This is a genomic window from Streptomyces sp. NPDC057099 (genome assembly GCF_042671245.1).
GTDB classification, from domain to species: domain Bacteria; phylum Actinomycetota; class Actinomycetes; order Streptomycetales; family Streptomycetaceae; genus Streptomyces; species Streptomyces purpurascens.
This window is the reverse complement of record NZ_JBHUTX010000009.1, coordinates 136,452-159,011: the sequence shown is the minus strand read 5'-3', so window position 1 is coordinate 159,011 and position 22,560 is coordinate 136,452. Positions and strand designations below refer to the sequence as shown.

The 22,560-nt window shown below is 70.2% G+C and carries 24 protein-coding genes; 10 read left to right on the top strand and 14 right to left on the bottom strand.

Features of this window, described 5'->3' with window-relative positions; translation table 11 throughout:
• Positions 1-615, bottom strand: coding sequence for a TetR/AcrR family transcriptional regulator (locus ACFT4A_RS15555; RefSeq protein WP_382830089.1), 615 nt, complete (start codon positions 613-615; stop codon positions 1-3).
• A gap of 110 nt (positions 616-725) precedes the next feature.
• Between ACFT4A_RS15555 and ACFT4A_RS15550 the strand changes: the two genes are divergently transcribed.
• The 3 genes from ACFT4A_RS15550 (at position 726) to ACFT4A_RS15540 (ending at position 5,183) form a co-directional block, all read left to right on the top strand.
• Entirely contained in the window at positions 726-986 is a 261-nt protein-coding gene (locus tag ACFT4A_RS15550) for a hypothetical protein (RefSeq protein ID WP_382830087.1), read from the top strand.
• Between the two features lie 264 nt (positions 987-1,250).
• Positions 1,251-2,276, top strand: coding sequence for an ABC transporter substrate-binding protein (locus ACFT4A_RS15545; protein WP_382830085.1), 1,026 nt, complete (start codon positions 1,251-1,253; stop codon positions 2,274-2,276).
• Positions 2,277-2,543: 267 nt separating this feature from the next.
• A complete protein-coding gene (locus ACFT4A_RS15540; RefSeq protein WP_382830275.1) occupies positions 2,544-5,183 on the top strand; it encodes a SpoIIE family protein phosphatase in 2,640 nt (879 codons plus the stop codon).
• A gap of 25 nt (positions 5,184-5,208) precedes the next feature.
• On the opposite strand, the gene ACFT4A_RS15535 is transcribed toward ACFT4A_RS15540, so the two are convergent.
• Genes ACFT4A_RS15535 through ACFT4A_RS15525 form a run of 3 tightly spaced genes read right to left on the bottom strand, consistent with a single transcriptional unit; the run spans position 5,209 to position 7,579 of the window.
• Positions 5,209-5,916, bottom strand: a complete 708-nt coding sequence (locus tag ACFT4A_RS15535; protein WP_382830082.1) for a GNAT family N-acetyltransferase — start codon at positions 5,914-5,916, stop codon at positions 5,209-5,211.
• Complete coding sequence (locus tag ACFT4A_RS15530) at positions 5,913-6,977, bottom strand: DMT family transporter (RefSeq protein WP_382830079.1); 1,065 nt, start codon at positions 6,975-6,977, stop codon at positions 5,913-5,915. The genes ACFT4A_RS15535 and ACFT4A_RS15530 overlap by 4 nt, the downstream gene beginning before the upstream one ends.
• Positions 6,974-7,579 (bottom strand): TetR/AcrR family transcriptional regulator, encoded by a 606-nt coding sequence (locus ACFT4A_RS15525; RefSeq protein WP_382830076.1) that lies wholly within the window; start codon positions 7,577-7,579, stop codon positions 6,974-6,976. Before ACFT4A_RS15525 ends, ACFT4A_RS15530 begins: the two co-directional genes overlap by 4 nt.
• 98 nt (positions 7,580-7,677) lie before the next feature.
• Here ACFT4A_RS15525 and ACFT4A_RS15520 point away from each other — a divergent pair, with 98 nt between their 5' ends.
• Complete coding sequence (locus tag ACFT4A_RS15520) at positions 7,678-8,112, top strand: VOC family protein (RefSeq protein ID WP_382830074.1); 435 nt, start codon at positions 7,678-7,680, stop codon at positions 8,110-8,112.
• 77 nt (positions 8,113-8,189) lie between these two features.
• On the opposite strand, the gene infA is transcribed toward ACFT4A_RS15520, so the two are convergent.
• The 4 genes from infA to ACFT4A_RS15500 all read right to left on the bottom strand — a co-directional run bounded on the left by infA (position 8,190) and on the right by ACFT4A_RS15500 (position 11,958).
• Complete coding sequence (infA, locus tag ACFT4A_RS15515) at positions 8,190-8,414, bottom strand: translation initiation factor IF-1 (RefSeq protein WP_010981942.1); 225 nt, start codon at positions 8,412-8,414, stop codon at positions 8,190-8,192.
• Positions 8,411-9,202 (bottom strand): GNAT family N-acetyltransferase, encoded by a 792-nt coding sequence (locus ACFT4A_RS15510; RefSeq protein ID WP_382830071.1) that lies wholly within the window; start codon positions 9,200-9,202, stop codon positions 8,411-8,413. The genes infA and ACFT4A_RS15510 overlap by 4 nt, the downstream gene beginning before the upstream one ends.
• A 193-nt stretch (positions 9,203-9,395) precedes the next feature.
• Positions 9,396-10,043 (bottom strand): response regulator, encoded by a 648-nt coding sequence (locus ACFT4A_RS15505; protein WP_382830069.1) that lies wholly within the window; start codon positions 10,041-10,043, stop codon positions 9,396-9,398.
• A gap of 127 nt (positions 10,044-10,170) precedes the next feature.
• Positions 10,171-11,958 (bottom strand): sensor histidine kinase, encoded by a 1,788-nt coding sequence (locus ACFT4A_RS15500; RefSeq protein WP_382830272.1) that lies wholly within the window; start codon positions 11,956-11,958, stop codon positions 10,171-10,173.
• Between the two features lie 261 nt (positions 11,959-12,219).
• Here ACFT4A_RS15500 and ACFT4A_RS15495 point away from each other — a divergent pair, with 261 nt between their 5' ends.
• The gene (locus ACFT4A_RS15495; protein WP_382830066.1) at positions 12,220-12,819 is read left to right on the top strand and encodes a hypothetical protein; all 600 of its coding nucleotides are present in this window, start codon (positions 12,220-12,222) and stop codon (positions 12,817-12,819) included.
• A gap of 59 nt (positions 12,820-12,878) precedes the next feature.
• The gene (locus ACFT4A_RS15490; RefSeq protein WP_382830063.1) at positions 12,879-13,925 is read left to right on the top strand and encodes a Clp protease N-terminal domain-containing protein; all 1,047 of its coding nucleotides are present in this window, start codon (positions 12,879-12,881) and stop codon (positions 13,923-13,925) included.
• 8 nt (positions 13,926-13,933) lie between these two features.
• Here ACFT4A_RS15490 and ACFT4A_RS15485 read toward each other — a convergent pair whose 3' ends face one another.
• Genes ACFT4A_RS15485 through ACFT4A_RS15475 form a run of 3 tightly spaced genes read right to left on the bottom strand, consistent with a single transcriptional unit; the run spans position 13,934 to position 17,422 of the window.
• Positions 13,934-14,683 (bottom strand): hypothetical protein, encoded by a 750-nt coding sequence (locus tag ACFT4A_RS15485; RefSeq protein ID WP_382830060.1) that lies wholly within the window; start codon positions 14,681-14,683, stop codon positions 13,934-13,936.
• Positions 14,670-16,193: a substrate-binding domain-containing protein gene (locus ACFT4A_RS15480; RefSeq protein WP_382830057.1), complete on the bottom strand. Its 1,524-nt coding sequence runs from the start codon at positions 16,191-16,193 to the stop codon at positions 14,670-14,672. Before ACFT4A_RS15480 ends, ACFT4A_RS15485 begins: the two co-directional genes overlap by 14 nt.
• A 38-nt stretch (positions 16,194-16,231) precedes the next feature.
• Positions 16,232-17,422 (bottom strand): hypothetical protein, encoded by a 1,191-nt coding sequence (locus tag ACFT4A_RS15475; RefSeq protein ID WP_382830055.1) that lies wholly within the window; start codon positions 17,420-17,422, stop codon positions 16,232-16,234.
• 283 nt (positions 17,423-17,705) lie between these two features.
• On the opposite strand from ACFT4A_RS15475, the gene ACFT4A_RS15470 reads away from it, so the two are divergent.
• The gene (locus ACFT4A_RS15470; protein ID WP_382830053.1) at positions 17,706-18,161 is read left to right on the top strand and encodes a group II truncated hemoglobin; all 456 of its coding nucleotides are present in this window, start codon (positions 17,706-17,708) and stop codon (positions 18,159-18,161) included.
• A gap of 26 nt (positions 18,162-18,187) precedes the next feature.
• Here the strand turns inward: ACFT4A_RS15470 and ACFT4A_RS15465 are convergent, their stop codons facing one another.
• Both ACFT4A_RS15465 and ACFT4A_RS15460 read right to left on the bottom strand, forming a co-directional pair.
• Complete coding sequence (locus ACFT4A_RS15465) at positions 18,188-19,051, bottom strand: NAD-dependent epimerase/dehydratase family protein (protein WP_382830050.1); 864 nt, start codon at positions 19,049-19,051, stop codon at positions 18,188-18,190.
• A gap of 31 nt (positions 19,052-19,082) precedes the next feature.
• On the bottom strand, positions 19,083-19,241 hold the full coding sequence (locus tag ACFT4A_RS15460) for a hypothetical protein (protein WP_382830049.1): 159 nt from the start codon (positions 19,239-19,241) through the stop codon (positions 19,083-19,085).
• A gap of 121 nt (positions 19,242-19,362) precedes the next feature.
• Here ACFT4A_RS15460 and ACFT4A_RS15455 point away from each other — a divergent pair, with 121 nt between their 5' ends.
• Entirely contained in the window at positions 19,363-19,743 is a 381-nt protein-coding gene (locus ACFT4A_RS15455; RefSeq protein WP_382830046.1) for a flavin reductase family protein, read from the top strand.
• Between the two features lie 97 nt (positions 19,744-19,840).
• Positions 19,841-20,335 carry a GntR family transcriptional regulator gene (locus ACFT4A_RS15450; protein WP_382830044.1) on the top strand — a complete coding sequence of 165 codons (495 nt, stop codon included), beginning with the start codon at positions 19,841-19,843 and terminating at the stop codon, positions 20,333-20,335.
• Here ACFT4A_RS15450 and ACFT4A_RS15445 read toward each other — a convergent pair.
• Positions 20,332-20,736, bottom strand: coding sequence for a MerR family transcriptional regulator (locus ACFT4A_RS15445; protein ID WP_382830041.1), 405 nt, complete (start codon positions 20,734-20,736; stop codon positions 20,332-20,334). The two genes, ACFT4A_RS15450 and ACFT4A_RS15445, sit on opposite strands and share 4 nt — an antisense overlap.
• A gap of 279 nt (positions 20,737-21,015) precedes the next feature.
• Between ACFT4A_RS15445 and ACFT4A_RS15440 the strand changes: the two genes are divergently transcribed.
• Entirely contained in the window at positions 21,016-22,521 is a 1,506-nt protein-coding gene (locus ACFT4A_RS15440; RefSeq protein WP_382830038.1) for a SulP family inorganic anion transporter, read from the top strand.
• The last annotated feature ends 39 nt before the right edge of the window (positions 22,522-22,560 follow it).

Sequence of the window (22,560 nt, the reverse complement as noted above, 5' to 3'; positions counted from 1 at the left end):
TCACCCGCGGTCGGATGCCTTTTCCAGCAGGTGGTCGACATGGCGTCGGAGGATGGCCAGTGCCGTGGGCGGGGCATGGTGGCCTGTCAGGACGTGGGTCGTGAGGCCGTCGGCCAGGGCGAGGAGTGTGTGGGCTTCGCGATCGGGGTCGACGTGCTGGGGAACTTCCCCGGTGTCCTGGCCGTAGCGGATGAGCCATGCGATGAGTCCGTGGAGCTTGGCATAGGTGTCGCGCAGGACGGCGGCCAGTTCCTCACTGGCGGGGGCGTGGGCGACGAAGGCCAGCCAGACCTGAGCCTGTGTCTTCGATTCCTCATCCAACAGGGCGAGTTCGGCCAGCGTGTGGGACAGCAGGGTCGATGCGGCCTGAGGGGTGGAGGTGGCGGCGATGCGCTGGTGGGCACGTTCGCCGACGTGTCGGGAGATGTGCTCCAGCGCGAAGAGCAGCATGTCCTGCTTGGTGCGGAAGCACCGCTGGACAGCACCCATGGACACGCCGGCTTCGGCGGCGACGTCGCGGAGGCTGACGGCCTCCATGCCGGAGCGCGCGATCAGGGTGCAGACCGCCTCGGCGATCCGTCGGCGTCGGTCCTCGTAGTCGACCTGCCTGGGCACGGTTCGCTCCTTCCCACGTTCTGATGCACTTGCATCGTATCCGGATTCCCTGCACGATGTGATGCGATCGCATCGGAACGATGTGAGGCCAACGGGAGGGAAAGCTCGTCATGGACAAGCAGCTCAAGAGGACGGACAGCAGCTCGGGGCAGGGGCTGCTGTGGCTCTTCGGTGCCATCCTCGTCATCCAGGGCTTCGGCTCCGCCATCACGGAGGCCGGGTGGGATACGAGCTTCGGCGTCGCCGGCCTCCTGCGGGCCGCCCACATGCCTGAATGGACAACGCTGCTGGTCGGCGTCGCGGGTCTGGCCCTGCTGGGCACGGCGGCGCGCCGTCACCATGCGAGGAGGCGTGCGCACCGCCAAGCGTGAGCAATCCACACCCGTCGAGGAGGCAGCTGCCGGCGCCGGCCGGACGAAGCCGCAGCGCACCCTGGGCTCCCACACTCACGCCTGTAAAGACCGGACTTTTCCTGATAAGAACTGACTGAAGCGCGAAGCAAGACCGACCGGGATTCACCCTCCGTCACGGATCATCACAAGACACTCCAGAAGACACTGGGGAGGCAGCCGGTGGGAGACGTCGGGATCGACCGCAGGGCCTTCCTGAGTGGGGTCGGCGGAATCGCAGCCGGTGTGGCTGCCGTATCGCTCACCGCGTGCGACAGCCGCACCGACCGGAGTTCCACCAAGACCAGCAAGGTGCTCGTGGTCCGTGACTTCGGCGGCTCTTACGGCGAGGCGAACCGCAAGGCGATCTACGACCCGTTCACCAAGGAAACCGGCGTGCGGATCAACGTGGTGAACTTCTCGAGCGCCCAGATCCTCGCCCAGCTCAAGGAAGGCCGTCCGCGCTTCGACGTCATGGACATCGACATGTCCAATCTCGTGCGCTTCGAGCACGAGGACGTCTCCGAGGAACTGGACTACGGCCGGCTGAAGAACGCCAGGAACGCGGGAATCGCCGAGTCCCTGCTCACCCCCAACGGTGTGGGCAAGAGCTACTGGGCCAGCGTTCTCGCCTACGGCGCGGACGCCTTCGGCGGGAGAAAGCCCGCGTCGTGGGCGGACTTCTGGGACGTCGGCGCCTTCCCCGGCAGAAGGGCGCTTCAGGGCACGGTGGACTGGCCGGAACTGGAGTTCGCCCTGCTCGCCGACGGGGTACCGCTCGACGGGCTGTATCCGCTCGACGTGAACCGTGCTTTCAAGGTCCTCGACGAGATCAAGGGCTCGGTGCGGACGTTCTGGGAGTACGGCGCCGAACCGGGTGAGCTGCTGGATCGCAACCGGGTCGCGGCCTCCAGCACCTGGGCCGGCCGCGTCCAGAGCCTGATCAAGGGCGGCTCTCCGCTCGCGTACGAGTGGAACGGCGCCCGTAGGCAGAGCAACGGCTACGGAATCCCCAAGGGCGCCGCCAATTCCGACGCCGCCTACCGGCTCATCGATTTCGCACTGCGGCCCGAGGTGCAGGCCCGTATGGCCCGTGTCTACCCCGAGGGGCCTGTGGTGCCCGCCGCCTACGGGTTTCTCACCGAATCCACCGCCGTGAACCTGGCAAGCACACCCGGACACCTGCTGTCGGGCTTCGACCTGGACATCGCGTGGTGGCTGGAGAACGGGGACTCCGTGACCGGGCGCTGGGAGGAGTGGGTGCGCAACTGACCGACTGAACCCAGCCATATGGCCGTATATGAACACGCATGGTAAAGAGTCCGTATGGCCAGGCACCTTGGTCGACTCTCGGCCTTCCGGCCCCACGCGCACAGCGGAGGGCGCCCTCGGCGGGCCTCGCGACGGGTCGAGGAGCCCGACCCGCAGCCGGAGCCGCCGGAGCCGGAGCCCGGCGGCCGGCCCGCTGGGAGACGCCGGCGGGTCCTGCCCAGGGTGCGCAGCGTCGCCGGCCAGGTGTTTCTGCTCCAGCTCGTGATCATGGTGCTGTTCGCCGCCGCCGCGGGAGGGGCTCTCGTGGTGCAGGCCCGGGACTCGAACATGCAGGAGGCCCGGCAGTTGTCGATGGGGGTCGCGCAGTCCTTCGCGCGCGCCCCGGGGACGCTGGATGCCATGAAGTCCAGCAAGCCCACCGAGCTGATGCAGCCGCGCGCGGAGGACACCCGGAGGCACACCGGGGTCGACTACGTGGTCGCGTTCGACCCGCAGGGCTTTCGCTGGACCCACCCCGACCCGAAGCTGATCGGCAAGCACATCTTCGCCCTGCGCGAGGGCGGCGCCGCCGACCGGCCCTTCACCAAGACGTTCGAGGGCAGCCTGGGCCTCGCCGTGGACACGACCGTGCCCGTCTACGACACCGACGGGACCACCATCGTCGGCTTCGTATCCGTCGGGGTCACCGTCGCCAGCGTGGACGACGTGGTGCAGGACCAGCTGCCGCAGCTGCTGGGGTTCGCGGGCGCGGCACTCGCGGTGGCCGCGGTCGGCACGGCGATCGTCTCCTGGCGGCTGCGGCGCCAGACCCGCGCCCTGGATCCCTCCGAGATGACCCGGATGTACGAGCACCATGACGCGGTGCTGCACGCGGTGCGGGAAGGCGTACTGATCATCGGCGACGACGGACGGCTGCTGCTCGCCAACGACGAGGCGCGGCGGCTGCTGGACCTGCCGGCGGACGCCGAGGAGCGCCGCGTCACCGAGCTCGACCTCGCGGCGGACACCACCGCGCTGCTGGGCTCGGCCCGAGTCGTCACCGACGTGGTGCACCTGGCGGGCGACCGGCTGCTGGCGGTCAACATTCGGCCGGTCGATCCCGGCAGCCGCCCCGCGGGGAGCGTCGTCACGTTGCGTGACTCGACAGAGCTGCGTGCGCTGGCGGGCCGGGCCGAGGTGGCCCGGGAGCGGCTGGGGCTGCTGTACGAGGCGGGGATCCGGATCGGCACCACGCTGGACGTGGTCCGCACCGCGCAGGAACTGGCCGAGGTGGCGGTCCCCCGGTTCGCCGACGCCGCGACGGTCGATCTGCTGGATCCGATCCTGCGGGGTGCGGAGTCGGCCGGCCCCGGCCCCGAGATGCGCCGGGTGGCGGTACACGGCGTCGACGGTGCCCGGTCCCTCTACCCGGTCGGGGAGCTGATCCGTTTCGTCCCCACCTCGCCCGTGGCCGTCGGCGCCGAGCGCGGCCGGGCGGTCCTGGACGCCGACCTGACCGCGTCCAGTGAGTGGATGAACGCCCAGGACCCCGAACGCGCCCGGCACCTGCTGGACCTCGGCTTCCACTCCCTGATCACCGTGCCGCTGCAGGCCCGCGGTGTGGTGCTGGGTATGGCGAGTTTCTGGCGCTCGGACGCGGACCCTTTCGGCGGGGAGGATCTGGCCTTCGCCGAGGAACTGGCCGCCCGGGCCGCGGTCGCCGTCGACAACGCCCGCCGCTACACCCGCGAGCACACGCTGGCCGAGACACTCCAGCGGAGCCTGCTGCCCAGCTCCCTGCCCGACCACTCGGCCGTGGAGGTCGCCCACCGCTATCTGCCCGCCCTGGAAGGCGTGGGCGGCGACTGGTTCGACGTGATCCCCCTGCCCGGCGCCCGGGTCGCCCTGGTGGTCGGTGACGTGGTGGGGCACGGCCTGCACGCCGCGGCGACGATGGGTCAGCTGCGCACCGCGGTGCACAACTTCTCCGCCCTGGACCTGCCCCCGGACGAGCTCCTCGGACATCTGGACGAGCTGGTCGCCCGGATCGACAGCGACGGGAACGTCGAGCGGGACAACGAGAGCGTCTCGGGAGCCACGTGTCTCTACGCGATCTACGACCCGGCATCCGGGACGTGCGCGCTGGCACGCTCCGGGCATCCCGAGCCGGCCCTGGTGCGCCCCGACGGCACCGTGGAGTTCCTGCGGGTGCCCGGTTCACCACCGCTCGGTCTGGGCGGCGGCCTGCCCTTCGAGACCACCGAAATCGCCCTCCCCGAGGGATCCCGCCTGGTCCTCTACACAGACGGCCTGATCGAGAACCGGGAACGGGGCCTCGACACCGGCCTCGAGGGACTGCGTCACGCCCTGGCCCACCCGGACCGGACACCGGAGGAGACCTGCCGGGACGTCCTCGACGCGGTGCTGCCCGCTCGGTCGAGCGACGACATCGCCCTGCTCGTGGCCCGTACCCGCCTGCTGGACCCCTCCCACGTGGGCGAATGGGACGTGCCCAACGATCCGGCGGTCGTCGCCGGCATCCGGTCGGACGTCACTCGCCGGCTGGAGACCTGGGGGCTGGAGGAGATGGCCTTCACGACGGAGCTGATCATCAGCGAGCTGGTCACCAACGCCATCCGCTACGGCACGGAACCGATCCGGCTGCGGCTGGTCCAGGACCGCGACAGCCTGATCTGCGAGGTCGCCGACGGCAGCAGCACCTCGCCACACCTGCGCCGGGCCGCGACCACCGACGAAGGCGGACGGGGGCTGTTCCTCGTCGCCCAGTTCGCAGAGCGCTGGGGCACCCGCTACACGGCCCGGGGCAAGGTGATCTGGACGGAACAGTCCACCCAGAGCCCGGTGAGCGACCCCGACGGAGTGTCGGCCGACGCCCTGCTGGACCAGTGGGAGGACGCGGCCTGGTGAGCCGACGGCGCCGGGGCCGCATGCCTCACGGAGTGCGGAACCCGCGAAACGTCACGTGCTTCCGGGTCTCGAACCCGAGCCGCTCGTAGAGCGCGATCGCGCCGGTGTTCGCCTCGGCCACATGCAGGAAGGGACGATCGCCCCGGCCCACGATGCGCGCGACGAGCGCGCGCACCAGACGGGCGGCGTGGCCCTGTCCGCGTGCCTCGGGAGCGGTGCAGACAGCGCTGATCTCTGTCCATCCAGGAGGCCGGAGCCGCTCCCCCACCATCGCCACCAACGTGTCGCCGTCGTGGACGCCGAGATAGGTGCCGAGTTCATGGGTGCGCGGCCAGAACGGACCCGGCCGGGTCCGTTCGACGAGGTCGAGCATCCCGGGCACGCTCTCAGCGCCCAACCGGACCACGGCGGGGTCGGGTTCGGCACGCGACACATCCGAACGGCTCTCACCGGCCCAGACCATCTGGCGGCCCTCGAGGACGAAAACCGGCTCCCAGTCCGACGGCGGCGTCGCCGGGCAGCTGAACATGTCGGCGAACTCGCCTCGCCCCAGCAGCCTGGCGAGGTCGTCCCACTCCTCCGAGTCCGCCTCCGCGGAGACCGCGGAAAAGGTCGCGACTCCCGGCAGATAGGTGACAGCCCGGCCGAATCGGCGAGCCAGATGCCCGTGGTGGCCGCGAAGCGACTCCCCCACCGGGTCGTCGAGTGCGACGACGTCGCGGAGACCTGTCATCGTGCTGCGCCGCTCCTGCCCTTGGTCGAAGCCGGTCGCCCCGTGACGGACACGGTGCCACCGGATGCCGGCTGACCATCGTAGTCAGCCCCGGTCCTCCCCTTGTCGCCCGCGGGCTTGCGCGGTTGCCCGCGCGAGCGGCGGTGGGCAGGCGAGGGGGTGGTGAGGACGGCCAGGCACGCGACGACGAGGGCGATGCCCAGCCAGCCCGTGGCGGGGAGGCGCTCGCCGACGACGAGGACGGCGAGGACCGCCGCGACAGCCGGTTCGAGGAGCGACAGGGTGGTGGCGGTGCTGGCGGGCACGTGTGCCAGCCCCCAGCCGAAGAGGACGTAGCCGGCGAACATCGGCACGAGAGCCATGTAGCTGCCGACCGCCGCGTTGGACCAGGAGTTCACGAGCGGTCCGCCGGTGACCGCCAGCACGGGCAGGAGCAGCAGGCCGCCGATCCCGAAGACGGCGCCCATGGCAGCGCGGGAGGGGATGTCGCGGGCAATGACCCGGTGCGCGGCCCAGGAGTAGAGGGCGTACGTCACGGCGGCGACGAGGCCGAGACCCACGCCGAGCAACGTGTCGGCCACGGAGGCCCGTCCCGTGCCGTCGGCGGCGTGCGCGGCTTCGGCCACGCACAGCAGGACGGTGCCGAGCAGCCCGAGGGCGGCCGCGAGCATCCAACGCCGTGTGAGCCGGCGGCCGTCGATGACGCGTTCGATGAGGGCCGAGGCGAGCGGGGCGGTGCCGATCGATACGACGGTGCCCACGGCGACTCCCGCCAGGTGCATGGAGCTGTAGAACGCCAGGGGATAGACCGCCACCGAGGCGGCGCCGAGCAGGACCGTGCCGCGCTGGTCGCGCAGGCCCGCGATGCTCCGGGCGATCTGCCGCGTGGCGACCAGGGCTTGCAGCAGTCCGCCCAGGCCCATGGCGACGGCACCGACGGCCAGCGGACCCACGTCCGGGGCGAAGGTGGCGGCCGTGCCCGTCGTCCCCCACAGCACGGAGGCGGCCAGCACGCACAGGGCCCCGATTCCCGCGGACCGGCCGCGGTCGATCCCCCTCACAGCCGGTCCAGCAGGGCCGCCGCCATCGAGCGGGCATGCTGGACACGCTCACCGTCGCCCTCCAGGCCGGCGCGTGCCATCGCGCCCTCCAGCAAGAAGGCGAGGTGCTCGGCCATCGCGCCGGCCTCGTCGGGCCGATCGGGCAACAGCTCCTCCAGGTGGCCGGCGATCAGACGCTCCACCTCTTCCTTGTGGGCACGCACCACGGCCCGGCCCTCGTCCCCGGCCGGGAGTTCGGCGGCGGCGTTGAGCAGACCACACCCCCGGAAGCCGTGCTCGTACGCGTACGCCGCGTGATCGGCGTACGCGTCGAACACCGCCAGCACGCCATCGCGCGGGCCCTCGACCCGCTCCAGCCGGGCCCGGTACAGACCGAGCCACTCCTCATGCCGGGCGTCGAGGTAGGCCCGGACCAGGTCGGCCTTGGAGGAGAAGTTGTTGTAGAGGCTCATCTTCGCCACGCCGGCCTCGGCAGTGATCGTGTCGATGCCGGTCGCGACCACGCCGTCGGCGTAGAAGCGCCGAGCCGCCGCCTCCAGCAACCGCTTCCGGGCCGGACGCCGCCTCCCGCTTCCCGCCGTGCTCACGTGGGTCTCGCTCATCGCAATCCAAACTAGGTAGGTAGGTCTACCTAGCTTAGGGGAATGCGTGGGATGAGGGAAGCTGAACCTGCTGCGCACCCCCTTGCTATGGTGCGCCGATGTCATCGATCAAGCAGTTCCAAGTCACCTTCGACTGCGCGGAACCCGCGCGCCTCGCCGGGTTCTGGTGCGAGGTGTTGGGGTACGTCGTACCGCCGGTTCCGAAGGGGTTTGCCACTTGGGAGGACTACCACCGCTCGCTGCCGCCTGAGGAGCAGGTCACCTACTTCGCCTGCAGCGATCCCTCGGGTGCGGGCCCGCGCCTGCTCTTCCAGCGCGTTCCCGAAGGGAAGGTCGTCAAGAATCGGGTGCATCTCTGCGTGCGGGCGGGCACCGGGCTCGTGGGTGCGGAGCGCCTCGCCACACTCGAGGCCGAGTGCGCCCGACTGGTCTCCCTCGGTGCGGCACACGTGCGAACGCTGCTCGCCGATGGCACCAACGAGTCGTGCATCGTGATGCAGGACATCGAGGGCAACGAGTTCTGTCTCGACTGACCAGGCGGTGCCCCGGTCACGGAGAACACCGTGACCGGAGCCCCAGGGTCAGCCACCGCGGAAGGTGTCGACCGCCGCTAGTTCCGGTACCGGAACACGATCCGGCCGCGCGTAAGGTCGTACGGCGGGAGCTCCACCAGCACCCGGTCTTCCAGCATGATCTTGATGTAGTTCTTGCGGATCTTCCCGCTGATGTGCGCGAGTACCTGATGGCCGTTCTCGAGCTCCACGGTGAACATGGCGCTGCGCAGGCACTCGACGACCTTGCCCTCGACTTCGATGACGTTCTTGTTCTTGGTCATCGCACCAGCTCCAGGCTGCTGCTCATCGGCCGGGCGCCGATGCCCTCGAACAACGCCGAGGCCGCTTGGTTGGACTCATCGACCTCGGTCCAGGCCCCGGCGAACCCGGAGCGGTGCAACGTCCCCAGCGCGTGAGCCAGCAGCGCCCGCGCGATGCCACGGCGCTGCTCGCCGGCCCGGACCGCGACCAGCCCGATGCGCGGCCGGATCACCGTCACCACCCGGATCAGACCCAGGTAGCGGTCCGGCGCCGCGGCCACCGCGTACTTCGACGGGTCGACGATGGTGTCGCCTTCGGCGCGGGGCATCACCTCCGCGGGCATCGACTGCCACCCGACGCTCGCCTCGACTTCGTCACGGATCGCGCGGTCCACCGCCCGCAGCAGAGTCTCGTCCGCCTGACCGGCGGGCACGATCGTCACGCCCGCAGGCGGCAGCACCGCTTCGAGCCCGGTGACCCGAGGGTCGGTCGGCACGACGTACTCCCACTCGCGGCGCCGGACCGCGAAACCGGCCCGCCGCCAACCGGCCGTCAACTCGACGTCGGCTTCGTCGACCACCGTGTACAGCGGCGCGGACAGTTCCGCCGGCATCGCCTCGGCGAGCCGGTCGAAGGTGGCGTCGTGCCAGGCGTCGATACTGACGAACAGGCGTCCGTCGGGCCGGTGTTGCGCATGCCCGCGACCGACCACCAGGTCGTCATCGAGCGCATGCCATTGCCTGTCCGCGACACGCGTGATCACCACCGCGTTCTCGCTCAGGCCAGCCGCAAAAGGCTTTGTGTCCATCGGAGTCTCCTTCAAGAGTGCCTCGACCTCAGGCGCTCCTGGCGACACCGAACGTCAGCCGCCGGACCGTGACGGGTTGAGGGAGCACCCACGGGTAACTGTGTTCACGGGGCTCACCTCCATACGACGACTCACGGTCCACCGCGAAATTAGCAGCGGGGCGCCGCCTCGCTCAATTCATTTCCCATGGCCTTCACAGTCCTGCATCGCGCGCGAGCAGCGCCGCCTGAACCCGGTTGTCGCACCCGAGTTTGCTGAGGATGCGGCTGACGTACGTCTTCACGGTGGCTTCGCTCATGTGCAGCCGCTTGCCCGTGTCCGCGTTGGACAGGCCCTCGCCGAGGAGGGCGAGCACGTCGCGCTCCCGGGCGGTCAGGCCGTCGAGGCGGCGTCTGGCCTCCTCCGCGCGGGCGGTGGCCCCTGGGGAGGCGAGGGCGTCCGCCACGTGCCGGGTGGCCGCCGGCGAGAGATAGGCGTTGCCGGCGGCCGCCGCCCGCACCGCGTGGATCAGCTCATCGGGCGCGGTGTCCTTGAGCAGGAAGCCCGCGCCGCCGTGACCGAGCGCGCGCAGTACGTTGTCGCGCTCGCCGAACGTGGTGAGGATCAGTACCCGTACCTGCGGTGCGGCGCGGCCCAGCTCGGCCAGGGCCGTCAGCCCGTCCATCACCGGCATCTGGATGTCCAGCAGGGCCACGTCGACGGCGGTGCCGCGGGCGTTCTTCACCGCCTCCCGGCCGTCACCGGCCTCTGCGACCACGTCGATGTCGTCGGCCGAGTTGAGGATCATCCTGATGCCGGCCCGGATGAGCGGCTCGTCGTCGGCGACGAGGACCCGGATCACACGGCCTCCTGGGGCGGTGTCGGTCGGAAAGCAGATGGCATGGCCTCGCCATCATGCCTTGATCCGGTCGGGTGCATCGCACAGACGGCTCCACAGCGCGGGCCGGCTCATTTCTCGGACTTGCGGATCAGCTCTCGTCCTTGAAGGTCTGCTTGGCGACCAGCTCTCCGTCGCGGAAGCAGAACCGGAAGATGGTGGAGATGTCGTCGGGGTCGTCGGACCCGAAGTGGCGGCAGGTCGCGTCCTTGGGTGTCCGCGGGCCCTGGTCCTCCAGATCCGCCGTCAGAAACGAGTCCTCCTCGGGCAGTTTGGCCTGTACCTCGGCTTCGGGATCGCCGGTCCTCACCGACTCGTACACACGCACCGGGATCGTGGACTTGTCCAGCTCGTCCATCAGCGTGCTCACTCCCCAGACGCCCAGGGTGATCACGCTCACGACGAGGACGACGGCGGTGACGGCGCAGCCGATGGCCACGTTCTTCTTGCTGCTCATGATGGCGGCGTACTCCCGCTGGTTGTCGGAACGGTTGATGACCGTTCCACCGTTGCCCGCTGGGCCCGCCTCCGGCTGTCCCGCAAAGTCGTCGTCCGGACCGACGGAGGTCGCTTCGTCCGGGCCGGGCCCGGGCTCGCCGTGCCCGGTGCTGTAGGGCAGCATCCCCGCGATGCGGAAGCCGCCGTCCGCGGTGGGGCCGGTGTGCACCATGCCGCCGATGAGCCGGGCCCGCTCGCGCAGGCCGGCAAGTCCCTGACCGCCGCTGATCGCTGCCGGGGCGTCCGACGCCCCGGCCGGCGCGGGTCCGTTGGCGACCTCCACCACCAGGCTGTCCGGCTCGTAGCGCAGGGCAAGGGTGATCGGGGCGCCCGGGGCGTGCTTGTGCGCGTTGGTGAGGCCCTCCTGGGCTATGCGGTACGCCGCGTGGTCGGCGGCGGGCGCCAGTGGCCGGGCGGTGCCGGACCGGTGCAGCTCCACGGTCGCGCCCGCAGCCCGGGACGTTGCGACCAGGCCGTCGATGGAGGCCACCGCCCGGGAGAGCGGACGCCCGCCGCCCGTGTCGGTGGCCACGACCGGAGAGTGCCTGACACGCTTCCCGGCATGCTCGCTGTGGCCGTCGGGCCCGTTCCGGTCGTCCCGGTCCTCGTGGAGGATGCCGACGGCCTCGCGCAGCTCCCCCATCGCGGCCACGGAGGCGTCACGCAGGATCCGGACCCCGTCCCGCTGGCGATCGGTCAGGTCCGGATCGACCTGCAGGGCGCCCGCGTGCACGGAGATCAGGGCGAGTTGGTGGCCGAGGCTGTCGTGCATGTCCTGGGCGATGCGACCGCGCTCCAGCAGACGCGCCTGCCGTGCCACCATCGCCTGCTCGCGCATGAGCTGGGTGTTGTTCCGCTGCAGTGCGTCCAGCAGCGAGCGGCGTTGCGCCCGGTAGCGGGACACCAGCCCCGGCACGATCCCCAGCGTGAGAAAGGCCGCCGCACTCAGTGCGCCCGTGACGGGCAGCGACAGACCGGAGCCGCTGATCTCGTGGTGGGCGGACACCACGGTATGGAGGACGAGCCCGGCAGCGAATGCGGCGACCACGCGCCAGGGCTTCATGATGCGGCTTCCCGCCGACCAGCTCGCATAGACCAGCAGCGGCACCGCGGACGGCAACACCGCTGCCGCGCAGGCGGAGACGACCAGCACCGTCGCCGGCAGCGCGCGCCTGGTCAGTGACAGCACGGCGATGCCCGCTACGACAGCGAAGGTTCGTACACCGAACCCGGCCCTCACTGATTCGAACAGCGCCGCGAACCCAGCGAGGGCGACGGTGAGCACGATCTCCCCGGCGATCCTTCTGCGGCTCCAAGGGGACGCGGCGGCAAGCCGGGCACGGAGCTGCCGTACGACGCGGGCGGTGTGTGCTTCGTCCAGTTCCACAGGCCGACGATATTCAGCGCGCGGGTGCACCGCATCATCCCTGCGGCGTGGCGGCGAACGACGAAAGTGAACAACCACAGGTATGGCAGGCGCTGTTGGGCGCGCCCGGGCCGTCGACCTTGGTCGCTGCGAGCCACGACTTCCGGGGACTGCTTCGAGCCGCCCGTCGCGGTGACGATGGTTTCAGCAGAGCGGAAGCGGTGCGGGCCGTGCACAACGGGGCCGCGCGAGGGACGAACAGGCGGGAGCCGTCACGTGGACAACGCACAGCTGCAGGCGCACGATCGGTTCAGCGTCCTCCAGAAGATGACCGTCATGGCCAACCAGTACGTGGTGACCGTGGCCTGTCCCGACGGCTCGGAGGGCGAGGTCGTCGCCTTCGCACAGCAGAAGCGGATGGCGCTCAAGGAACAGGTGACCCTCTACACCGACGAGTCCAAGGACCGCGTCCTGTGCACCTTCGAGGCCGGCCAAGTCCTGGACATCGGCGCCGTCTACACCGTGCGGGACGAGGAGGGGATCCCCATCGGCTCGTTCCGCGAGAAGCCTGTCGCCTCCTTGCTGCGCTCGACGTGGATCCTGGAGCAGCCGGGCACGATGGAGCTGGCCGGGCGCGAACGCAACCTGTCGGTGGCCCTGCTGCGCCGGGTCTGGGAGTTTCTTCCGTTCACCGATTTCGTGCCGTTCGTCTGGCCGTACCACTTCGATTTCGCCGTGGGCGACAAGCGGTTGATGGCGTTCGACAAGAAGTTCGGGCTGCGCGACCGCTACGTGCTCGACATCGCGGCCCCGGACCTCGACCGCCGCCTCGCCCTCGCACAGGCCGTTGCGCTGGACGCCCTGGAGTCACGATGACGCACGTCAAAGACATGGAAGACAGCGAGCCATTGAGCGGAATCGGAGACGAAGGCTGCATGGAAGCGATCAAGGAGCCCGATTGGAACACCATCGGAATCCTGGGGGCCGCCCGCGGTGCCCGGGGGTCCGCCGAGGGACCCATGGGTACCGAGCATCTATTGGCCGGCATCACCACGGCCAAGGGGCCGGCGCGCAAGGCGCTCGGCGATGAAGGAGCGACCAGGACCACGCTGATGGTGGTACTGCGGGACAGAATGCACCGGGACGGTGCGTGGAGCGGTGCCGACGACGCCGAGGCGAGCGTTGCGGCGCAGGACGTGCTGGGGGACGACGGCGGTCGGGAACACCTCACCGGCGCCGCTGCCAGGGCGCTGACCGCGGCGATGGGGCAGGCGCGGCGGGAGGACGCGGCGAAGTTCACCGCCGTTCATCTGCTGCGGGCGTTGCTGGAGGAGGACAACCGGGCGATGGAACTGCTGGGCGCATGCCGCGTCTCGCCGCAGGCCGTACGCGCCCGGCTCGACGGCGGAACCGGCGGCCGGCAGGACGGCCTCGCCCCCTTGCTGCACGCCACCCGCGACGTTCTTCTCGGCCGTAGCCACTATCGGCACACGCCCTTCTGGCAGCGGTGGGTACTCAAGTTCGCCGGGATCAACTGGGCTTCGAGGCCTGCCTGGTGGGTCAGCATGGAGACCTACGACCAGGCACGCCGTCTCGGCCACGGCGTGGTGGGCACCGAGCATGTCCTGCTGGCGGTTCTGGCCACCCACGAGGTCGCGCTCCAGTACCCGCACATGGTGAAGGAGAGCAGCCCCGCTCCCGGCACCCGGTACGCGGGCGGTGAGCGGCTGGCCCGCCTGGGCATCGACTACGCCTCGGTTCACGCTGCCCTGACCGGTGACCGCGTCCGGCTGACGGCCGATGCCCGGCCCGTCAAGACGTACCTCGGCGAGATCGCGCGCCCGCGCCCGGTGCGGTCGGCCGACTCCTGTAGCGCGTCGGCAGATGACCCGGGCACCGGCCCGCTGGTCGAGACCCTCCTGAGGGAGGAGACACGCGCCCGGCAGCTGATCGACACACTGACCACCGCTCCCGGTGACTGACGGTGCGGTCACCAGAAGATCGCGATCGCCTCCAGCGTCACCTCGCGGGTGTCCTCGCGCCAGCCGGTCATCTTGCCGAGACAACGGGCCGTGAAAGTGCCGGCCGGGATCGAGCGGCGCGCGTTCCCGGGGGCCACGACGCGCATGTGCACCGGGGGCCGCTCGGCGCCGTATTCGGCCCGCAGGACGAATCCCTCCGCGACGTCGGGCACGCCGGTGAACACGCCTTTGACCGAGACGAATTCGCCGATGCGGCTCAGGGTCACCGCACGGCCGGCGGCCAGGTTGTCGGCGAGGTTGCGGTTCGGGACGACGGTCAGTGTGGTCAGGTCGGCGTGGACGATGGCGTCGGCCCGGTCGAAGGCCTCCATGACCACGCCGATCACATTGATCGGTTTGTCCTTGCGCACGAACTTGCGGAACGTCTCCTGGCTGACGTCCCGCTTCAGCCGGAAACGGAACAGCCACGTCAGCACCCGGCTCCAGAAGCCGACACTCGTGTCGACCTTCGTCCGCAGCTCGACGGCCTCCTCCAGCGCGGACCGGTAGTTGCCGATCTCGTACAGGTCCATCACCGCCTGCTCGTCGAGGTACAGACATATGCTGTACGCCGACTGCCAGCGCCGCATGTGCCTGCGCCGCTCCCGGGAATGGCGCACCAGGACCACCGCGAGCACCACCGCGCCGGCGGCCGTCACCAGCCAGACCGTCATCCACGGCCACCAAAGGCTCCACCACAGTGCGTCAGTGACAGCCACGGATCTCCTTGAAAGCCTCGGAAAGGGACGAGCCGGCGGCATCCACCATCCGTCCGCCCGTCCGCCCCGCCGCGCGCCGCAGTGCGCCCGGGTCGGCCTCGCCGAAGTGGACGGGGTAGGTGTGGACGGCGGCGCGCACGGCGGTGGGCAGCGCCTTGTGACGGCGTACGAACTCCGCATAGGACAGGCCCGCGTTGTTCTCGCCGTCCGTCATCAGGACGAGTGAGACGGAGCGGTCGGGGTCGGCGGCCAGTTCGCGGGCGGCGGTGCGGTACCCGCGGTCGAGGGCGGACCAGACGGCGGTGGCATCGCCGTATCCGCCCCTGGCGACGGTGTCGGCGAGGGCCGTCAGGTCCTTCGGGCCGGTGACGGTGACGGTCTTCTCCTCCAGGACTCGGCCGCCGAACCGGACGACGGTCAGCCGCTCGCCCCGGTAGAAGCGGGTGAACTTGCCGGAGGCGGAGGGGTCCGCGCCGCTGAGTCCGGCGAAGGCCTCGCGCAGAGCGGACATCCGGGCACCGCGCATCGAGCCGGAGAAGTCGAGCAGGAAGACGACCTGGCTCGTGGTGCGGCGGTCGGGGTCACCGTAGTCCGCCAACAGGCCTTCGACGACGGCGGGTTGGTCGGGGTAGAAGAGCGCGTTGCCGACCGGTTCGCGCAGCCGGGCGTCCCGGGTGACCGTCGTGTTCACGGGGCGGCGCAGAGTCTGCCGCATGATCTGCCGCTGCACCGAGTCGCGCCGCAGCCACTCGGTGACCTTGTCGTACGCGGTGCGGTGGGCCTGGTCGAGCAGGAGCAGCGGGAAGTCCGCCAGGACCATGCCGTCTTCGGGGCGGACGACCTCCAGACGGTCGTCGAGGCGGTCGGTGGCGTTGAGGGCGAGCAGATCGGACTCGTAGGTGATAAGGGCGTTGGTCTCGTCCTGGTGGTCGGCGTAGGCGTCGACGAGGGCGGGACCGGTGTCGGCGGTGAGGGTCTGGCCGGAGCGGAAGCCGCGCAGCCGGTCGCAGGAGACGTCCTCGGGGCGCAGCGCGGCCCCGGTGCCGGCCGCGGCGGTGGCGACGCCGACGAGGGCGGCGAGCCCGCTGCCGGCGTGCCGGGGGTCGGCCATGCCGAAGCGGACGGTGCCGGTGGCGGCGGCGTCCGCGATGTCCGCCCAGGTGAGCCGGCCGCCGGGCACCCGGGCGCGAAGCTTCCGTGCCACGTCCGGCTTCAGGCCGATGACGACGGGGGACGTCATGGTGGAGGTGCGCTGCACCCCCCGGATCGCGCTCTTGTCGGTGAGACGCAGATAGCGGTCGGAGGACAGCCACGCGAGGTCGTACCTGTCGCGGTCCGGGTTCTTCGTCTCGGCGTCGGCCCGCTGGTCCAACCGCAGGTCGACGCCGGTCTCGTCCTTCAGATCGCCCAGCAGTGGAGCCAGTACGGCGAGATCGGGACTGGCGAGCACGCGCAGTCGGACCGTTTCATCGCCGTCGTCGCCCGAGCAGGCGGTGAGCAAGGTGGCCACGAGCGCCAGGCAGAGCGCCAGCCGGCCCGCACCGCGCCTCACTGGCTGCCCGTCCGGTCCGGGCAGTCGCCGACGATCTCGATCATCTTCTCCAGCAGGGGCAGGCTGGGCAGGACCGCCCGGGTGTCGTCGGAGGAGGTGGTGGGCACCGGGATCTGCCGGTCGGTGAGGAACCGGGTGAGCTCGTCGCTGGCCGCGCCGCCGGTCACGCCGTTGGTTGCGCCGCTGGTTGCGTTGCGGGCCCGGAAGCCCAACTCCATGGCTCGGTGCTGGAGTTCGCGGTCCTCGCTGACCAGTTCACCGAGCCGGGCGCCGTCGCCGGTCAGCGCGACGAGCTGGGGTTCGGTGACGAAGCGTGTGGACGGGTAGAGCAGGACGCGCTCGTCGTCGGTCGCGCCCTTCTCGGCCTCGCGCTCGATCTGGTGGGCGAGGAACTGGTGCTCGTAGATCACCGAGACAGGTGCGATGCTCTGCCCGTCGGGGGACAGATACGTCTCGGCCCGCTCGGAGGACGGCAGGCCCTGTTCGACGAGGAGCGGCTTGATCTTCCGCGCGAGTTGCTCGGCTTCGGTCTCGCTGTCCGGCGCGTCGTTCCCGTGCTCGACGAAGGCCACGAGCCCGAGGTAGGTGCCGCCGGAGTTGGACTCGCAGATGTCCGAGGTCTGGGCAAGGATCTTGTTGCCATTGCGGACGTGGTCGTCGCGGTCGATCTCGTCCCAGCGGTAGCCGTCCTCGGGATCGCGCTGGACGCCCTTCCTCTTGCCGCGCGCGAGATCGAGGAACCGCCGCATGTCGAGGGTGTAGTACATCGGCCGGCCGCCCGAGCCCGGCAGGCGCTTCGCGACGCCCTCCGCCGTGAGCACCTCGGCGTAGTCCCGGTAGGTGGCCAGCACGATGGGGCTGACGAACGGACGGTACAGCAGCACCGGACGGTTCGCCCGGGCGCGCTCCCGGCTGATCAGGTCGGAGGCCGGCTGGCCGGAGGGGAAGACGACGTCGTATCCCTCGTAGTCCTGCTTGGCGATCTCACGCGAGCCCATGTTGGTGATGTGCACGCGGAAGCCGTGCTTCATCAGCAGCCTCTCGACCACGGGGTCCTGGAAGAAGTCCCTCTTCGAGGCCATCTTGGCCTCGATGGTGACCACCTGCCGCAACGGCAACAGCAGGTTCCCGGAGGCCACGAGCAGGACCAGCCCGACGACCGGGACGGGCAGCGCCGACGCCAGCACCTTGCGCAGGCGTCGGCGCGGGGGTCTGGTGACGGTTAACCGCGGCTCCTCGGCGGCGGGTCTGTTCGCGGGCACCTGCGTCTCCCCCCGTGACACCTGCGTTCTCCCCCCGTGGGCCCGGACCAGGATCGTCGGTGTTGCCGATGTACCCCGAACGGCCCTTCCCGGAACGTCGGTTGAACCCGAATGGGCAGGACGAATGTTCGGACACGCGGCGAGGTGGGGTGCGAGCATGGGACACGTTGGTCTGACCGGCATGACGCTGTCGACGGGGATGAGTGGCATGAGCGAGCGCACTGGATCTTTGAGCGAGGCCATCGGTGGGGTGGAGGTCCTCCGCCGGGTGAGCAACACCTTCTACGACCGGGTCCTGGCCGACCCTCTGCTGGCGCCGGTCTTCGCCGATTTCACCCGCACTCACATCGAGCACGTGGCCATCTGGCTGGACGAGGTCTTCGGCGGTCCGGAAGCGTTCACCCAGGACCTGGGCGGCCATCAGGCCCTGCTCCGCTCCCACCTCGGACTGGCCATCACCGAGGAGCAGCGCCTGCGGTGGATGGAGCTGATGACGGAGGCCGTCGAGAAGGAACTCCCCGACGACGACCTGCTGCGACAGCAGGTGATGGCGTACTTCGACTGGGGCACGAAGATCGCCCGGTCCGTCTCGGCCGAACCCGACGACACCGACCTGGGCGACCCCGGTCCCACTCCCCGCTGGGGCTGGAAGGGGCTGTCCTAGCAGCTCCACCGGTGGAGGGAGAGTGGTCAGCCGGCCGTGCGGGCCTCGGCCATCAGCGCCGTCACCCCGCGGCGGGGGCGGTAGCCGAGGACCGCGCCCGCCCGCTCCGACACGTACACCCGGTCGATCGACGTCGGCAGCGTCCATCCGTGCCGGCCGAACCCGGCTGCCACCTCAGGGACCCGTCGTGTGATGAGCGCGGCCGGATCGTGCCGCAGTTGCCCGCGGTCCTCGATCCGCCACGGATACGGGCCGGCGATGTTCAGCACACCGGCCGCCTCCCGGGGGCCCAGGACGGCGAGCAGGTGAGCCTCTGTCACATCGGCCAGGTCGACACCCCGGTAGAGCCGGTGCCTGGCCTGGACCGCCGGCGGTTCGGGGAAGCACCGGGCGATGCGCAGACACACCGTGCTCAACGCGCCCGCCGCGGAGAGCACCAGGTCTTCGGCCGCGAGTTTCGTCTCGTCGTAGATGTCGCGCGGCCGGCAGACGAGGTCCTCGGTGACCCAGACCGCCTCGTCCACCGGCTCCAGCGCGTGCCCGTACACCGAGGTCGAGCTGGTGTAGACGAAACGGCGCACCCCGGCAGCCGACGACGCGTCCAGCAGGTCCCGGGTCGCCCCGACGTTGATCTCACGGAACTCGCCGTCCGGGCGCACACCGACGTGAGGCGCGTGCAGGGCCGCCGTGTGGACGACCGCCCCTGCCCCCGACAGTGCATGGCTCCACGTCCCGGGGTCGCGCAGGTCCGCCACCACGGACGGGCCGGGCGACGGCAGGCGATCGACACCGACGACCGAGCGGCCCGCGGCCCTGAGGCGGCGCGCGATGGCCGAACCGACCAACCCCGCTGCCCCGGTCACCACGACATGCCTCGACTGCTGCGACATGAACACCCTCTCCCGGGCGAGTTGGACGGCTTCACTGGAAGGCCGGCACGACCTCCTTGATGAACAGTTCCAAAGACTTGCGCTTCTCCTCGTGCGACAGGCTGGTATCGATCCAGAAGCTGTACTCGTCGACGCCGAGTTCCTCATAGGTGTGCAGCCGCTCGATGACCTCGGCCGGGGTGCCGATCATCGCCGTCCTGTGGAGCGACTCCGGCCGGTCCTCGAACTTGGACTCCGGGCTGGGCGTCAGGAACCCGTTCCGTGGAGTGGTCTTGTTGCCGAATCAGGCGTCGAAGGTGCGGTAGAAGCGGTTGATCGCCTCCACCGCCGGGCGCCAGCCGTGTGTGATGGTCTGCGTCCAGCGCACCTCGTCCACCCACGACTGTCTGTTCCGGGCGAACCACCTCGCGATCAACATCCTGTCCACGGACCAACTCGACGTCGTGGCTACGTTCGCGACCAAGGCAAGGGACAAGTTCGCGGACGTGGAGTGGGAGAGCGGCCCGTTCGGCAGCCCGCTGATCGCTCGGAGCAGCGCGCAGATGGAGGTCGAGATCCGCGAGCGGCTGCAGGCCAGTACGCACACCGTGTTCATCTGCCGCGTGGTGCATGCCGCGGTCGCCGAGCGCCCTCCCATGGTCTACAGCGCGGGTAAGTTCTTCGACGGCGGCGCGCTCGCGCCGCTGGGATGACCGGCGGGCAGGCTCGGGAGACGGAGGAGGGTTCGGTGAATCGCGCGCAGAGCGAACCGCAGTGGGGGTCTCCCCGGCCGAAGGCCGGGGAGGTTCGATGCAGGCCAGGGTGATCGCCGAGATGCGCCGGCGCATCATCAAGGGAGACATCGAGCCCGGGGCTCCGCTCTCGGAACTCGCCCTCGCGGAGGAGTTCGGCGTCAGGGAGATCGACCTGCTCGAGCGGAATCTGCGCGAGGCCGATGAGGCGGTGGAGCGGGACGACCGGGAGCGGTACGCGGGGTTGGTCCAGGAGTTCCACGATCTGCTCATCGCCGGTGCCGACAACAGCAAGCTGGAGGCCCACTACCGGATGCTGATGAACCAGCTGGCGTACTCCCGGCTGGTGCACACGTCACTGGGCCAGCCGGGCCGTGCCCTGCAGTCGGACCGTGAGCACCACGTCGTCCTGGAGCTGATCCTGGAGAAGGACGGCGACAGCGCCGAGCACGTGATGCGTGAGCACGTCAGGGCCAGCCGGCGTGCGCTGCTGGCGGGGCTGCCCATCGGCGGTTCGAACGAGAGGTTCGGCGGGGCAGGTTCCCAGACCTAGTCCGCTTGCGCGCTGTCGAGTCGGTCGCGAAGGGTCGCGGCGAAGTCCTCGGCGCGCTCCAGCTGGGTGCGCAGGTCCTCCACACGCCGCTGTGCGGCCTGTTCGAAACCGCGTACCCGCTTCAGGAGTTCCTCCCGGTCGGAGGCGAGCAGTTCGTCGCCGGAATCGAGGCGGTCGGTCGCTGCGAGCAGTTCACGCATCTCGTCGAGCGTGAACCCGAGCGGCTTCATCCGTCGGATGACCATCAGCCGCTCGACGTCCCGCTCGGTGTAGAGGCGGAAGCCGCCCTGGGAGCGGGCCGAGGGGACGACGAGTCCGGTCTCCTCGTAGTGCCGGATGGTGCGCAGGGACAGTTCGGTCCGCGCTGCGACCTCGCCGATCTGCATGTGCTTGTCGTCCACGTCCCTGCCCTGACCTCGTCCGAAGCATCCCCGCCGATCTCTACCCTAACGTTAGGGTAGAGTTTCCCGCGGTGCGGGTCGCCTGTGTCGCCCTCCGTCTGCGTGCGGTGCGGGCTGCGGGGCCCGGCCGATCCCGTGTCGGGGCCGATGCCGCCCCCGGCGAAGACACTTCCGGCCCGACAGCGGGCCGATCGCGGGAGGCCCGCCCGGCCTTCCGCGCCGTCTTCCGTACGCCTCCCCCGCCCAGGGTGTGCCCGAGCACGACAGGTAGCTGTTCCCTTGTCCTCCTCCGTACTGTCTCCCGCCGCACGGCTGCGCGGCCTCGAGCCCGACTGGCTGCGTGATCCGAAGGTCTGGCGCACCGAGGTGCTGGGCGGGCTCGTGGTCGCTCTCGCACTGATCCCGGAGGCGATCTCCTTCTCGATCATCGCCGGGGTCGACCCGGCGATCGGCCTGTTCGCCTCCTTCACCATGGCCGTGACCATCGCGATCGTCGGCGGACGACGGGCGATGATCTCCGCGGCCACCGGGGCCGTCGCCCTCGTGATCGCCCCGCTGAACCGCGAGCACGGTTTCGGCCACCTGGTCGCCGCCGTGATCCTGGCCGGCATGTTCCAGATCGTCCTCGGCGCGCTCGGCGTGGCGAAGCTGATGCGGTTCGTGCCGCGCAGCGTGATGGTCGGCTTCGTCAACTCCCTCGCCATCCTCGTCTTCATGGCGCAGGTACCGGAGATGACGGACGTGCCCTGGCCGGTCTACCCGCTGATCGCGGCCGGGCTGGCGCTGATGGTGTTCTTCCCGAAGGTCACCACCGTGGTCCCCGCACCGCTGGTATCCATCGTCGTCCTGACCGTCGTCACGATCGCGGCCGGGATCGCCGTGCCGACCGTCGGCGACAAGGGCGAGCTGCCGTCCTCCCTCCCCGTGCCGGGGCTGCCGGACGTGCCGTTCACCCTGGACACCCTGACGACCATCGCGCCGTACGCGCTCGCCATGGCCCTGGTCGGCCTCATGGAGTCGCTGATGACCGCCAAGCTCGTCGACGAGATCACCGACACCCACTCCTCCAAGACCCGCGAGTCCGTCGGTCAGGGCATCGCCAACATCGTCACGGGGTTCTTCGGCGGCATGGGCGGCTGCGCCATGATCGGCCAGACGATGATCAATGTGCGGGTCTCCGGCGCCCGCACCCGGCTGTCGACGTTCCTGGCGGGCGCGTTTCTGATGGTGCTGTGCATCGTCTTCGGGCCGGTCGTCTCCGACATCCCCATGGCCGCCCTGGTGGCGGTGATGGTCATGGTGTGCTTCGCGACCTTCGACTGGCACTCCATCGCGCCGAAGACCCTCAAGCGCATGCCCGCCGGGGAGATCACCGTCATGGCGGTCACCGTCGCCTGCGTGGTCGCCACCCACAACCTCGCCATCGGCGTGGTCGTCGGCTCGGTCACCGCCATGGTCGTCTTCGCCAAGCGGGTCGCCCACCTCGCCGAAGTCACCGCCGCCACCGACCGCGACGGCACCAGGGTCGTCTACCGGGTGACGGGAGAGCTGTTCTTCGCCTCCTCCAACGACCTCGTCGGCCGGTTCGACTACGCCACCGACCCCGACCGGGTCGTCATCGACCTGTCCGCCGCGCACGTCTGGGACGCCTCCTCCGTCGCCGCCCTGGACGCCATCGAGACGAAGTACGCCCAGCGCGGCAAGACCGTCGAGATCATCGGGCTGAACGAGCCCAGCGCCCGAATCCACGGGACGCTCAGCGGCGAACTCACCGGCAGCCACTGACCGGCTCCTTCTCCGAGCGCTCGGCAGGTCTTACGGACT